Source organism: Microbispora corallina (assembly GCF_016863035.1).
Classification (GTDB): domain Bacteria; phylum Actinomycetota; class Actinomycetes; order Streptosporangiales; family Streptosporangiaceae; genus Microbispora; species Microbispora corallina.
Window position 1 is genome coordinate 97,635 of record NZ_BOOC01000030.1, and the last position, 13,563, is coordinate 111,197.

13 protein-coding genes are annotated in these 13,563 nt (G+C 72.4%); 4 read left to right on the forward strand and 9 right to left on the reverse strand.

The window, feature by feature from the left end:
* Nucleotides 1-130: 130 nt before the first annotated feature.
* Entirely contained in the window at nucleotides 131-541 is a 411-nt protein-coding gene (locus Mco01_RS26610; protein WP_204059594.1) for a Fur family transcriptional regulator, read from the reverse strand.
* 367 nt (nucleotides 542-908) lie between these two features.
* Nucleotides 909-1,403: a heme-binding beta-barrel domain-containing protein gene (locus Mco01_RS26615; RefSeq protein WP_204059595.1), complete on the reverse strand. Its 495-nt coding sequence runs from the start codon at nucleotides 1,401-1,403 to the stop codon at nucleotides 909-911.
* A gap of 137 nt (nucleotides 1,404-1,540) precedes the next feature.
* Here Mco01_RS26615 and Mco01_RS26620 point away from each other — a divergent pair, with 137 nt between their 5' ends.
* Nucleotides 1,541-1,903, forward strand: coding sequence for a DsrE family protein (locus Mco01_RS26620; RefSeq protein WP_204059596.1), 363 nt, complete (start codon nucleotides 1,541-1,543; stop codon nucleotides 1,901-1,903).
* A gap of 45 nt (nucleotides 1,904-1,948) precedes the next feature.
* Here the strand turns inward: Mco01_RS26620 and Mco01_RS26625 are convergent, their stop codons facing one another.
* From Mco01_RS26625 to Mco01_RS26640, 4 genes are all read right to left on the reverse strand, one after another.
* Complete coding sequence (locus Mco01_RS26625) at nucleotides 1,949-2,656, reverse strand: type 1 glutamine amidotransferase (protein ID WP_036328744.1); 708 nt, start codon at nucleotides 2,654-2,656, stop codon at nucleotides 1,949-1,951.
* Nucleotides 2,646-3,920, reverse strand: a complete 1,275-nt coding sequence (locus Mco01_RS26630; protein ID WP_204059597.1) for a DUF1727 domain-containing protein — start codon at nucleotides 3,918-3,920, stop codon at nucleotides 2,646-2,648. Before Mco01_RS26630 ends, Mco01_RS26625 begins: the two co-directional genes overlap by 11 nt.
* Nucleotides 3,921-3,981: 61 nt before the next feature.
* Nucleotides 3,982-7,077, reverse strand: a complete 3,096-nt coding sequence (locus tag Mco01_RS26635; protein WP_204059598.1) for an ATP-binding protein — start codon at nucleotides 7,075-7,077, stop codon at nucleotides 3,982-3,984.
* A 95-nt stretch (nucleotides 7,078-7,172) separates the two neighbouring features.
* A complete protein-coding gene (locus tag Mco01_RS26640) occupies nucleotides 7,173-9,107 on the reverse strand; it encodes a hypothetical protein (protein ID WP_204059599.1) in 1,935 nt (644 codons plus the stop codon).
* A 145-nt stretch (nucleotides 9,108-9,252) separates the two neighbouring features.
* Between Mco01_RS26640 and Mco01_RS26645 the strand changes: the two genes are divergently transcribed.
* The 3 genes from Mco01_RS26645 to Mco01_RS26655 are packed head-to-tail and all read left to right on the forward strand — an operon-like array spanning nucleotide 9,253 to nucleotide 11,554.
* On the forward strand, nucleotides 9,253-9,909 hold the full coding sequence (locus Mco01_RS26645; protein WP_204059600.1) for a hypothetical protein: 657 nt from the start codon (nucleotides 9,253-9,255) through the stop codon (nucleotides 9,907-9,909).
* Nucleotides 9,909-10,580 carry a DUF4352 domain-containing protein gene (locus tag Mco01_RS26650; protein WP_204059601.1) on the forward strand — a complete coding sequence of 224 codons (672 nt, stop codon included), beginning with the start codon at nucleotides 9,909-9,911 and terminating at the stop codon, nucleotides 10,578-10,580. Before Mco01_RS26645 ends, Mco01_RS26650 begins: the two co-directional genes overlap by 1 nt.
* Nucleotides 10,580-11,554 carry a hypothetical protein gene (locus Mco01_RS26655; RefSeq protein WP_204059602.1) on the forward strand — a complete coding sequence of 325 codons (975 nt, stop codon included), beginning with the start codon at nucleotides 10,580-10,582 and terminating at the stop codon, nucleotides 11,552-11,554. Before Mco01_RS26650 ends, Mco01_RS26655 begins: the two co-directional genes overlap by 1 nt.
* A 7-nt stretch (nucleotides 11,555-11,561) precedes the next feature.
* On the opposite strand, the gene Mco01_RS26660 is transcribed toward Mco01_RS26655, so the two are convergent.
* From Mco01_RS26660 to Mco01_RS26670, 3 genes are read right to left on the reverse strand one after another with little or no spacing between them, the layout of a single operon-like run.
* Nucleotides 11,562-12,839: a hypothetical protein gene (locus Mco01_RS26660; RefSeq protein WP_204059603.1), complete on the reverse strand. Its 1,278-nt coding sequence runs from the start codon at nucleotides 12,837-12,839 to the stop codon at nucleotides 11,562-11,564.
* A 60-nt stretch (nucleotides 12,840-12,899) separates the two neighbouring features.
* Nucleotides 12,900-13,310: a type II toxin-antitoxin system VapC family toxin gene (locus Mco01_RS26665; protein ID WP_204059604.1), complete on the reverse strand. Its 411-nt coding sequence runs from the start codon at nucleotides 13,308-13,310 to the stop codon at nucleotides 12,900-12,902.
* A 10-nt stretch (nucleotides 13,311-13,320) separates the two neighbouring features.
* A complete protein-coding gene (locus Mco01_RS26670) occupies nucleotides 13,321-13,548 on the reverse strand; it encodes an AbrB/MazE/SpoVT family DNA-binding domain-containing protein (RefSeq protein WP_204059605.1) in 228 nt (75 codons plus the stop codon).
* Between the last annotated feature and the right edge of the window lie 15 nt (nucleotides 13,549-13,563).

Here is a 13,563-nt window from a genome sequence, read left to right on the forward strand (position 1 = left end):
TTTCCGCCACGCTACAGGGCGACCGGCCCGGCCGGACATAGCGCGCAGGCGCGCCGAGAGCCCCACCATGTGCGCGTCCGGCCGCGCGCAGGTGTAGTACGCGCGGCCCGAGCGGGCGGAGCCGACAGGGTCAGCGGCAATTCCGGCATACCCCGAAGACCGTGAGGTGACGGACGTCGGTGGCGAATCCGAGCTCGGTGTCGAGGGTCGAGACGAGCCCCTGGACCAGCTCCGGCGACACCTCGGTCACCCCTCCGCAGCCGCGGCAGACGAGGTGCACGTGGTCGGCCCGGGAGGCGAGGTGGTAGGTCGGCGCGCCGTGGCCGAGATGGGTGTGCGTGACCAGGCCGAGCTCCTCCAGGAGCTCCAGCGTCCGGTAGACCGTCGAGATGTTGACGCCGCGGGCCGTCTCCTGGACCCGGCAGCAGATGTCCTCCGGCGTCGCGTGCCCGAGCTCGGTGACCGCCTCCAGCACGAGCTGGCGCTGGGGCGTGATCCGGTAGCCGCGGGACCGCAGCTCCTCGTGCCATGTCTCGGCCATGAGCAAGAGTTTATGAGCCGGACGGCCCACCGTGCCCGGGCCGCCGGGACCCGGCCGTATTCCCGCGTACGCCCCCGGCAAAAACGTTTGCCCCCGCGGCGATCGCTCGCATAGCGTGGAGCCACGCAGAAGGGAGGTGGTCCAAACAATGGTTAGTCATTATTGGGCTAGCGAGGTGGCTGTCCGCTAGGACTCGTCCATCTGGACCTTCCGTCTGGATGTCGAACGACGTCCCGGCGAATCCTCGACAGACACCGGAACCCCGGGCGGCCGGCGGGCGGAGGCGTAACGTCTTCCCCCATGGTCCAGCCGGCCCGTCTCACCTGAGGCGGAGCACGCCCGGGGTTTTTTCATGCCCTTTCGTCGATCACTCGGGGACGAACTCGCCGGCCTTCCTCAGCTCCGCCGAGGCGTGCGACTGGAGCGGCTGGCCCACGGCGGCCATGTCGTAGGCGTACATCAGGTTGCCGTTGACCAGGCCGTACAGGCGGTGGCCCGCGTTGTACTCCTTGGCCGTGGACGTGCGGGCGACCACGTCGGTGTGCAGCTCGATCTTGTGGAAGACGACCTCGCCGACGTAGATCTCCACGATGCCCGTCGGATGCGCCAGGACCACCTCGAGGTGCCGCTCCGGCTGGATCCGCCAGTAGCCCGACTCCGTGGCCAGCGGCCGCACCTTGGTCCCCTCGGCGTCGAGCAGCCAGGTCCGGCTCTGGTAGGTGAGGAACGGCTTGCCGTTGTGCCCGAACACCACCTCCTGGCCGAAGTTCGCGCTCTCCATGGTGGGATAGCCGATCACGCCGGCCCCCTCCCAGCGGCCCAGGAGGAAGGCGATCGGCTCGAGGTCGGGATGTACGTCCATGACGACGAGCTTAGAGGCCGCCCGGCCCCGGTTCTTCCCGCCTCCGTCGAGGCGTCCCGAGGGTGAATGGCCCGTCTTATCCCACTTGTACGGCATGCGACGCCACGGGCGGATCAGCGGCGCACTAGGCTGCCACCATGGCACGATCACTTGTGATCAAGGTGACGGCCGGCGCCGACGCGCCGGAGCGGTGCAACCAGGCGTTCACCGTCGCGGCGGCCGCCCTGGCCAGCGGAGTACCGGTCTCGCTGTGGCTGACGGGCGAGTCCGCGTGGTTCTCGCTGCCCGGCCGCGCCAAGGAGTTCGCACTTGCCGAGGCCCCTCCGCTGGAGGACCTCCTCCAGGCCGTGCTCGCCGGCGGCCGGGTGACGCTCTGCACGCAGTGCGCGGCCCGTCGGGGGATCACCGTCGACGACGTGATCGACGGCGTCCGCATCGCCGGCGCCTCGACGTTCGTCGAGGAGATCCTCGGCGACGACGTCCAGGCGCTCGTCTACTGACCGCCGCGCCCCCGACTCATGGCCGGGGGCGGGGCGGCGGCGGGGTCAGCGCGGCAGGACGGCGGCCAGGCGTTCGTCGCGGAGCCGCTGGTACCAGCTGTCGTCGATCTGCGGCAGCGGCCCGACGACCCAGCTCAGCAGCAGGTCGGCGAGCGCGGGGTTGCGGGCGAGCGCCGGCCCGTGCAGGTAGGTACCGATGACCCGCCCGGCGTAGCAGCCCTCCGTGCCGTCGCCGTTGCCGGTCCCGACGAGCGTGCGCGACAGCGGCCGGACGCCCGGGCCGAGCCGCGTCACGCCCATGTGGTTCTCGAAGCCCGTCAGCATCGGCAGGCCGAGCGCGGGGTCGACCTCGGCGGCCAGCTCGCCCACCGAGCGCCGCTCGCCGCGGCCCGAGCTGATGTCGAGCAGCTCGATGCCGGGCACCGGCTGGCCCTCCTCGCCGCCGAACACCGAGCCCATGATCTGGTAGCCGGCGCAGACCGCCAGCAGCGCCGCGCCGCGGTCGATGGCCTGGTGCAGCCCGCCGTCCTTGCGCAGCCGCTCGGCGCCGAGGATCTGCGGGCGGTCCTCGCCGCCGCCGATCAGGTAGACGTGCCCGTCCCGCGGCACGGGGTCGGAGGAGCGCACGTGGACGGTCCGGGTGGCGATGCCCCGGGCCCTGGCCCGCTGTTCGAGCACCAGGGCGTTGCCCTGGTCGCCGTACGTGCTCAGCAGGTCCGGGTAGATCCAGACGATGGCCAGCTCAGACTGCACGGTTGAACTCCGCTCGGATCTGCTGGAACGCGGTGTAGTTGGCGATGACGTCGATCCGGCCGGGCGGCAGCGCCGTCACGGCGTGGTCGAACGACTCGCAGAGCTGGAACGGCACGTCGGCCACGGCCAGCCGCAGGGCCAGGTCGAGGCGGCGCTCGCCGGTCACGTAGACCGGGCGGCCGCGCAGGATGCGGTAGTCGACGTCCCACAGCCAGGAGGTGTCGCGGCCGTCCGGGCCCTGGGCGTTCACCGACAGGATGATCGGCAGCGTGGGGTCGGCGACGTCGAACGCCTCCAGCCAGCCCGCCGGGTTCTTCGACAGGAGCAGCCGCAGCGAGCGGCCGTCGCGCTCCACGGTGGTGTACCGACCGGCCACCGAGGTGACGGTGCGCAGCCGGCTCAGGGACCTGCCCGGCTCGACGCCGATCGCCTCGGCCGTGGCCATCGCCATGGCCGCGTTGGCCCGGTTGGCCTGGCCGGGAAGCTGGAGGTCGAGCCGCCAGCGCGTGCCGCGCGGGTCGATCACGTCCTCGCCGTCGAGCACCCAGTTGGGCTCGGGACGGTGGAACGTGCACTCGCGGCAGGCCCAGCTGGAGTCGGCCGACGGGGGCGCCCCGGTGCCCTGCCCCAGGCTCGCGGACCCGGCGCGGTCGAGCGGGCCGCCGCACTCGGGGCAGCACCAGGAGTCCTCGCGCCAGCGCTGCCCGGCGGCGACCCAGGTGACCCGGGCGGCCGTCGACGCGCCCCACGTCACGAGGGGGTCGTCGCAGTTGGCGATGACGTGGGCGGGCTTGCCGTCGAGCGCCCGCCGCCACTTCTGCGCGAGCAGCCAGATCTCGGCCGCCCGGTCCATCTGGTCGCGGCTCAGGTTCATCAGGCAGACGAGGCCGGCGTTGGTCGTGTCGAGGACCTCGGGCAGGTACTTCTCGTCGACCTCCAGCACCCCGAACGGCGCGTCCTTGGCCGAGGACAGCGCCGAGACGTGCCCGGCCGGCATGTTCGCGCCGAAGGCGTTGGTCGCCACGCCGCCGAGCTCCTGGAGAGCCGATGCGATCAGGCGGGTCGTCGTGGTCTTGCCGTTCGTGGCGCTGACCAGGACGAGCGTGCGGTCGGCCGCGAGCTTGCGCAGCAGGTCGGGCTCCAGCATCAGCCCGACCCTGCCGCCGATGACCGAACCGTCGCCGCGCCCGGTGGCCCTGGACAGCGTCGCGGCCGTGCGGCCCAGGGCACTGGCGAGCTGGGCCCGCAACGGAAGCTGACTCATGCCCGCGATCCTAGGTCATGTCCCCCGGATCTCCCGCCTCCCATGGTCGCCGGGCGGCGGCTCAGCCGCCCAACGACTCGGGGAACGACAGCTCGGCCGGGGTGTCGCCGTCGAACGGCAGCACGAACCGCCGAGGCCACGAGAGCACGGTCTCCAGCCAGCCCGCGCCCATCGTCTGCGCCACGTACTTGACCCGCTCGCGCGGCTCCACGCCGATCGCCACGGTCGTGACGTCGCGCTGGATGCCCTCGTGCTCGTCGTCGCCGAGGATGACCCGCCAGGCCAGCGCCCGGTTCCGGTCGACCTCCATCGACAGCGGGTGGTGGCGCAGGGCCTTGGCGCGGTGGCCGAGGAGCTCGGTGCGCACGCCGACCGCCACGCCCCCATCGCCCCCGGACGCGGGAGACGACCCGTTCAGCCCCTGATGCGGGTACGGCCGGCCGGCGGGATCGGTGCCGAACAGCGGATACTCCATCGCCGGAGCGGGGCTGCGCAGGTTGGGCGCCGGGTGGCCGTACGGGAACAGCCGGTCCACCTCGTGCAGCCACCGGACCTGCGGGATGACCCACGCCGGGCCGGGGCGCTCCCCCGCCCGCATCGGCGGCTCGCCGTCGCCCGGGCCGAGCAGCCCCGCCGCGACCTCGGCGGCCTTCTCCGTCAGCAGCGCCGGGTCGAACCACGTCCGCAGCGACCAGGCGCGGCGGGAGACGGCCCGCTCGGCGAGCGTGGCCAGCAGGCACTCGCGGCGCTTGACGGGCAGCTCGCCCCAGATGTCGGCCAGCACGCGGGGCACGCCGGGCAGCGCCCGGTTGGTCACGAACGACAGCACGACCGTGTCCGTCCAGATCCGCAGCCACGCCCACTCGGGGGCGACGGCCAGCAGGTCGGCCTCGCGCAGCTCCACCAGCGTGCACGCCTTGCCCGTGCGGCACTCGCGCCCGCAGGCGGCCGAGCGGCGCCCGCAGATCGGGGGGACGGGGCTCAGCATGGGCCGCTCCCGGTCCTCCCCCAGCGGCACCTGGACGCGCAGCGGCCGGTCCATGCCGTCGGCGAAGACCGCCGCGAAGCCGGGCTGCAGGGACACGACCTGCCGCGACTGGTCCTCGCTGAGGTTCATCGCGGCGCCCACGAGGCCCCGGTCGTCCTCGGCCGGCAGGCGATGGACCACCTTCAGCGCCGTGTTCTTCACCACGTCGGAGACGAGCTTGGTGGGGATCTGCTCGGCCACGACGATCCCCTCGCCGTACGCCCTGATCTCGGCGAGCATACCGGCGAGCAGCTCGACGGCGTGGGTGGAGGCCCGCTGCGAGCCGCGGTCGCGCAGCAGCCGGTGGGCCTCCTCGATCACGATGACGTGGCGCAGCCCGCCGGCCCCGTCCTCGACGCGCGGCTCCTGGCGGGCGCGCATGCGCAGGTGCTCGACGATGCGGATGATCAACGTGCCCATGAGGAACGCCTTGTCCTCGTCGTTGGCCACGTCCTCGATCGCGAGCACGACGTTGCGCTGCAGCAGCCCGCCGATGTCGGCGGGATGGCCGCCCTCGAAAAACCGGCCGGCGCTGCCGACCCGCAGGCTGCGCAGGCGCAGGCTGATGAAGCCCTCGACGTCGGCCTGCACCTCGTTGCCGTACCCGATCTCCTGGATGACCTCCAGGGCGTGCTGCTGGAGCTGCTCCAGGGTCGGCACGGCCGGCTGGACGGCGGCCCCCGGGATGCCGCCGCCGGTGACCACATCCCAGCCGTTGGCCTCGTACACCCGCTGGAGGGCGAGCGACATGATCTGCGGGAACGGCTCCTCCGCGTCGAAGGCCGCCATGAACAGCGCGCGGACCATGTCGATGTGCGCCTGCACCGGATAGCCGGGCTCGGGCGCGAGCGGGTTCACGCTGATCGGCACGTTGTCGGGCGCGGACGGGTTGATCACGGTCAGCGGGGCCAGGTGCTCCACCCGGCCGGCCATGGCGGCGTACTCCGACTTGGCCGGCTCGATCGCCAGCCAGGGGATCCCGGCCTTGGTGAGCTGCTCCAGCAGGTGCCGTACGGTCTGCGACTTGCCCGAGCCGGTGGCGCCGGTGACGAAGGCGTGCCGGTTCAGCGTCGCGAGCGGCACCCGGAACGTTCCCACCGCCCGGTCCTGCCCGTCGACGATGTGCCCGAGGTCGATGAGCTCGGCCGTGGCGTCGGTCTCGGCCTCGCTCGTCACGTCGAAGAAGCCGGCGTCGAGCACCCGCACCCCGGGCACCTCCCGGCGGGGCAGCCCGGCCAGCGCGGCGAGCGCCCCGGCCGTGGCAGCGAACGGCGCCGCCGCCCCGTCGGCCGAGTCCTGGAGGTTGACCGCGAGCGCCTCGTCGAAGCCGTAGACCGACTCGCCGCTGTCCGGGCCGGACAGGACGGGCAGCGACATCGCGCTGCGCAGCCGGTACGGGTGGTGGCTCATCTCGACCGAGCCGACCAGCACGGGCGCGATCTGCCGCAGCTCGTCGGGGCCCGCGGCGCCCGCGAGCACCCGGACGTTCCACAGCCCGGCCTCGCGGAACGCGTCGAGCTCCTGCATCCGCCGCTCGGCCCGCTCGGCGTCGAACCGCGACCGCTCGGAGGCGTCGCCGTACTGCCGCAGCACGTTGAGCTGGGTGCGCAGGTGGGCCACCTCCGCGTCGAGCAGGTCGGTCGGCTCGGCCACCACCACCCAGCCGAACGGCCGGGACATGAGCGTGACCAGCGTCGACTCGAACAGCGTCGGCCGCTTCGGCTCGTCGGGCTCGGGCTCCCGCCTGCCGTACAGGGGCGGGGCCTGGCGGCCGGGGCACGGCGTCCAGACGAGGTCGGCGAGGTCGGCGAGCCACTCGTCGCCGATCTCCACGCCCCGCGCGCCGCCGGGGAACAGCAGCGGCTGGGGCCCGGTGACCGGCGTCTCCGCGGCCGCCGCCGCGCGCCGCGGCGGACGGGGCGGTGTGAGCGGCCCGGCGTTGGTGATCAGCTCGAGGGGCGCCCCCGAGCCGCGCGACAGCCACCCGATGACGAACGGCCGGTTGCGCTGCGCCGCGGACAGGACCGCGGGAAGAACCGTGACGAAGTCCCACTCCGCAGACGAACTACGCGATGGGGCCGTGATCGCCTGGATCCGGTACCACGGCCCGCTCAGGGGGAACGGATGCATGAGACCCCTCAGTTGACGTCGAACAGGGAGAGAATCCTTCAACGATCAGCCGCGCACATCCCTGTTGACGATGCCCTTACCGCGCGCGGACGGTGTCATGGCCGCTTGCGCCAGTCGAGCCGGGGAGGCGGCGGCCCCAGGTTGGGGGGCGGCCCCGGCTCTGACGGCCCGTCCTCCTCCTGCCGGGGCGGGTCCGGTTCGTGGACGGCGAGCGCGGCCCGTCGCACCTCCTCGAACTCTCCCAGGGTCGTCTTCGGGAACGTGAGGATCGCGGGGTTGGCGTCCGCGAGGCGGACCTGGCGGCCCTCGGCCGTGGCGTGCGTGACGATGACCGAGGTCGTCGGGAGCTGCTGGAGCTGGTGCGGCTCGACGAGGAACTCGCGCGAGCGCTGCAGCACGCCCTCGGCCACCGCGGGGACGCTGCGCCCCCACTCGGTCGACTCGGTGATGCCCTCCCTCAGGTCGCCCTCGCCCTTCTCCTCGTGCCCGGTCCGGCCGGCCCCGACGGTGGAGGTGTAGAAGCCGCTCTGGCCGGGCGCGGCGGAGCTGAACGTCTCGGTGAGCTGGGCCAGCTCCAGCCGGTGCTCGGTGCCCACGTGCTCGCTGGCCACCCGGGCGTCCTCGGCGTTGCCCAGCCGCATGAACGCGACGGCCGCGTGCCCCCGGCCCAGCCGCTCCCGGACGGTCGGGGTGAGGCTGCGGTAGGTCAGGACGAGCCCGGTGCGGGAGGTCTCGCAGGCGTCCATCAACCGGTCGAGCACGTCCCCGCGCAGCTTGTCGGCCCCCGCGACGATGATCGTGTGGTACCAGGGCCGCTCGCTCGCGGGCGACTGCCGCAGGATGTGCGTGAGCGCCGTGGCGACGTACGTCCCGAGCACCCGGTTGCCGAAGACCCCCGCCTGGCGGTCCATGCTCACCACCCGCAGCCGCGCGGGCGGCAGCCGTACGGCCTCGGTCCCGAGCGTCTCCAGCTTGCGCAGCTGCGACTCCAGAGCCCAGGCGCGTTCGATGACGACGCGGTCGGCCACGCCGCGGCCGAACAGCGTGCCGATCCGTTCGAGCTGGGAGGCGGTCAGCAGGCCGAACCGCATGTCGTCCCGCGGGTCGCCCACCTGCGCGAGGGCCCGGAGGGCGGCGGTGACCTGGCTGATCGTGGCGTTCTCTCCCAGGACCTCCAGGACCCGCTCCAGGATCGCGTTGTCGAACCCGATGTCCCTGCTGGTCTCCTCGCTCACGCTCACGACGTGGGCCAGCACGTCGGCGAACGCCTCGGGCTTGAGCGTCGCGCCCAGGTCGAGCCGCGGCAGGTCCACGGGGAGCACCCACACCAGCGGGTCGTCGCCGCCCCTCCTCGCGAGCTCGATGAGGTCCTTGGCGATGGCGCCCTCGGACAGGTCGAGGACGGTGAGGTGGCCGCCGCTGTACAGCCGGGTGGCGCCGATGAGCGTGATCAGGGCCGACCAGCCGGGGAGGGTCCCGCCGGCCACGTCGACCCGGTCGATCTCGTCGGGGACGGCCACGGCGTACCAGGTCAGCTGCTTGTCGAACCTGCTCTTCTTCTCCGCCCAGTCGCGGTACTTGGCGGCGTGCTCCTCCTGGGCCGTGACGATCTCCCGCTGGCGGCGCTCCTGCTCGCGCCGCGCCTTCTCCCGCCGTTCGCGGATCCGCTCGTTGACGGTCCGGTCGCCCTGCCGGATGGCGTAGCTGCAGATCACCGCCACGCCGCCGGCCGCGACGAGGCCGAGCAGCACGAACGACCAGGCCAGCAGCTCGGTGACCCCCAGGGCCAGCAGCCCGGCGGCGACGACGACCATGAAGGTGCGGAAGATCCGTACCGGCCGATTCAGGAGGTCCTTCTGCATGCGCTCCCGCCGCGCCCACCCGTCGTCGACCGGCTGTGGCGCGGCGACGTCCTCGCGGGCGGGACGCTTGGGCGGCGGCCCGGGGTCCGGGTACAGCAGAGCGTACTGCCAGCCCAGGTAGATCCGATCCGCCTGAAGCTGGGCATGCTCGGGGTGCGGGTCGCCCACAGGCCCTCCATGTCCGCCTCGGTCACAGCGTAGGAGCTGGAAGCCCTGTCAGGGCGTGCTTCTCGCCATTCGGACCTATTTCACCCCGAGAGGTGGGACGAATGCGGCGGATGGTTTAGATGTGGTCGTACTACCATCGCTTGCCATGACGTCATCCCCCCATGGCGCCCGCCGCCGACGCCCGGTCCTCGTCCCGGTCGCCTCCGCGCTGGCCGCCGCGGGCATCGGCGTCACCGCGCTCCTCGGCGGCCTGAAGGACGCCCCCGACAAGCCCCCGCCCAAGGTCGGCCCCGGCGACGTGATCGACCAGGGCGAGTTCCGCACCCAGTTCATCAAGGCGATCGACACCACCGAGAAGGGCGACTTCGGCGACACCAAGCGCTACCTGGAGCTGGTCCTCAAGGTCACCAACATGGGCGACGCCACCACCCATGTCGGCACGCTCCCGAAGCCGGGCGACAAGTTCTCGACGATCACCGGCTTCGCCGGCTCCCTGCTGCGCACCCGGCCCGAGATCAAGACGAAGTACGGCCCCGAGGCCTCGGTGCTGAGCTACGGGATCAAGAGCCAGCAACTCCACCCCGGCATCACGACCACCGTCGTGGTGAAGTACGAGCTGGAACCCACGGCCACCGCCCCCGAGGAGATCGGCGTCGATCTCGGCGGCTACTCCTACGACCCGGTCGGCCTGCGCGACCAGACCCACTATTGGCAGCTCGTGGGCGAGGAGGACGACAAGGGCGTCTTCACCCCCACGGTGGCCGCCCAGATCACCCTCCCTGTACGACGGGAGAGCGAGTGATGGCCGTGACCCACGCCGGGATCCGGACCGAGGACCGGGCCGAGCAGGCGCCCCGGGCCCGCAGGGGCGTGACCCGCCGCCTCGTCGCGGGCATGGCCGGCCTTGCGCTCGCGGCGGCCGCGGTCTACGCGCAGACCTTCACCCTGCCGTACGAGCAGCGCGGCTCCGCACTTACCTACCAGGGCCGGATCGGGGGGATCGTCGAGACCTCGCGCTTCTCGGTGAAGGTCACCTCGGTGACGTCCGCCCGCGCCGTGGACACGACGGACCTGGGCGGCAAGGCGGTCAAGGTCGGCACGAGCAACCTCTTCCTCCTGGTCGACGTGTCGGCCACCACGCCGCGCGAGCCGATGCAGCTGAGCGAGCTCACCCCGCCGGTGCTGCTGACGGCCGACGGCCGGCGCTACAAGCCGACGGACAAGGTGGACAAGACGCTGACGCTGTTCAACAAGTGGATCCAGCCGGGCTTCTGGTCCGCGGGCCTGCTCGTCTTCGAGGTGCCGAAGGACGCGATACCGGGGGCCCGGCTGGTGTTCGTGCCGCCCGACAGCCTCATGGTCTCGGACAGCTTCGCACCCGAGGCGCAGATCGACCTCGGCCTCTCCGGCGCCACCGCGACCCGGCTGGTGTCGCAGCCGGAGGACTTCCACTCCCTGACGGGCAAGAGCTGATGACCGAGACGCCCCTGGGCGGGACCCCGCCCCATGACCACCCCGGCCCCGGGCACCAGCCCGGCTCCCCCCGGCCCGGCTCCCCCCGGCCCGGCTGGAACGAGGCGAACGGGCCCGATCCGCGGGACTGGTTCGCGCCCCCGCCCAGCCAGCCCTCCGACATCACCTACAGCGGGCCGCTGCCGCGCCCGGCGCCCCTCCCCGTCCCCATCCCCGGCAGGCTCACTCCGCCGGCCAAGGACCGGCGGGTCTGGCCGCCGCCTGAGCCCGAGCCGGAGGGCGAGGACGGCTCGACCCAGCCGTTCCCCGCCATCAGGGGCACCAGGCCGTTGCCGCCGTCGGCCATCCGGTCGGGCCCGGCGCAGTCCGAGCCGCGGCCGCCCGTCCCGCCGCCCTCCGCCGCGCCCCGGCGCCGCCGGCGGGCGGTGCTCGTCGGCGCGGGAGCGGTCGTCTCCGCGGCCCTCGCCGTCGGGCTTCCCGCCTGGTTCGCCTACGGCGTCTACGAGTACGGCCGGCCGGCCGACGTGGTCCACCTCGTGAAGCCCGGGCAGCCGGGCGTGTGGCAGCACGTCTCGTGGCAGGTGTCGCTCCAGCGCATCCCGGACCCGAGCGGCCGGTCGGCGACCCCCGACCGCCAGTGGGTGAAGGTGATCGCCACGAGGACCGCCCTGGACGCCGAGGGCGCCATCCGCCACGGCGCTCCCGAGGTCTCGCTGACCGACGCGGCGGGACGCACCTGGCGGACCGAGGAGCTCAGCAACGACACCCCGCCCGACGTGAAGGACAACCGGGTCGGCACGCCGTACCGGATGGAACGGGTGGGCGTGGTCCCGCCCGCGGTGGCCGACCAGGTCGAGGTCCTGCTGAGGCCGAGCGTCTACCGTGACGTCCCGGGGCAGTCGGCGGACGACTTCATGAAGGCCGCCTTCTCCTCCACCGAGAAGGAGGACCAGGTGCTGCGGTTCCTGCGCTGACCCCTCATCAGCGGCCCCGTCGGGCTTTGGTGGCGGCCAGGTCGAAGGTGGCGGCGACCAGGCACATCGTGATCACGGTGACGACCAGGTCCGCGACGAAGTCGACCGGCACGTCGGTGACGAACCACAGATACGGTTTGTCGCTCGCCGTCAGGTAGCGGCCGGCCCGGCCCAGGTAGTCGCCCCCGACGTGCAGGCCGACGTAGCACAGCGCGAACAGCCCGAACAGCGGGGCGCCGCCGCGCACGGTGAGCCGCAGGGAGTTCAGCAGCGGGACCCATCGGTCCGTCCATCCGGCGCTCAGCTTCGTCAGCGCGCGCCGCGTCAGGGCGTGGCTGCGCTCGATCTGGTCGGCCGCCCGCTCCAGACGGGTTCCCCTGATCGTGGTCCGGGTGTCGTCGGCGTACGCGCCGTAGACGAGGATGCCGACCGTCAGCCAGGCGAGGGGCACCGCCAGCGCGTCGATGACGTACGGCCAGACGTCGCTCCAGAACGCGTTCCAGCCGGGGATCGCCTCCCCCGCCCTCGCCGTCAAGTCGTGCCAGCCCGCGACGGCGGCCCGGGAGCCGATCCAGTCGGAGCGGGCGCCGACGACGGCGGCTACGGCGTTGAGCCCGTAGAAGCCGAAGGCGAGCTCCCCGAACGTCGCCATGATCCCGGAGAACCGGCCGCTGCCGGCCTCATGGCGTCTCCCGAAGAACGTCTTGACCAGGTACGCGACGAACATGGTGACGAGGGAGACGCGGGCGTCGAGGTTGATGAGCCCGCCCATCACCCCGCTGTCGATGCCCTGGCCCGCGTCGACCCAGATCTTGTCCGGCTGCCGGAAGAGGTCGAGGTCCATGAAGTCGCGGACGTCCTGTTGGACGAAGCCCCACGTCATGTAGATGCCGGAGAACACCAGCGCGGTCCGGTTGAGCGCGCCGAGCACGCTCTCCTTCGCCTCGTCCGTCTCCCGGCGGGCCCGCGTCTCCATGAGGGCGTCGCGGATCACGTACAGCATGAGGACCGTCGTGGCGAGCGACGTCATCACCACGAGGGTGAACAGGAACACCACGACGACCAGCCGCGCCTGATACCAGGAGCCGTGCGAGAGCGTCGCCGCCAGGAGGAGGAGCCCCCAGCGCACGACTCGTCCCAGGGAGAAGCACAGGATCAGCGGCAGGGCGCACCGGGCGGCGATGCGCAGGGCGTGCAGCGGCAGCGCGTACGGCGATTGCGACCAGGAGGCCCTGCGGGGTGCGGCGTCCTGGCGGGGGGCGGCGAGCGCGGACGTTCCGGACACCTGCCGCATGCTATCGGTTCGGTTCGTCCCTCAGTACGGCATCGGTCCGGCGAGACGGGCTCAGGGCGCGACGAGTTCCACGGTGGGGAAGTACGTCCGGTACCGGGACTCGTCCCGCGTCAGCAGCCGGTACCTCCGCACGGCCGCGTGGGCGCCGATGAAGAAGTCGGGAAGCGGGGACCTCCTCCCGCCTCCACGCCGCCGGTAGGCGAGAAAGGCCTTACCGGCCAGGAACGCGGCGTCGAACGGAATGTCCTCCCGATGGAAGTCCTCAGCTGGGAGCGCCTCCTCGAACTCCTCGACACTGGAGAAGCCGATCGACACCTCGGCGTACACGATCGGGTTGACGACGATGTGCCCCTCGTCCAACGCCGTGGCGAGGGCCTCGGCGGACCAGTCCGCCCACTTCGGGTCGTTCGTCGCGATGTCGAGAAGGACGCAGGAATCTACCAGCGTCGCCCTCTCGGGCACCACGCGAGGGCTACTGGTCACGGAGGAGCCCCATGATCTCGTCGGTCGTCATCCTCGTCGTCGCCGTTCCCCGCAGCCGTTGTGCCGCCCGGCCCCCGCGCGTCGCACTGGATTCACGCCGGACGATCTGCAACGTGTTCCCGACCTCGACCACGTCCACCTCGTCACCGGGATGCAGCCCGTACTTCTCGCGGATCTCCGCGGGGATGGTGACCTGCCCCTTGCTGTTGAGCCGCATCGGATCCACTCCTGT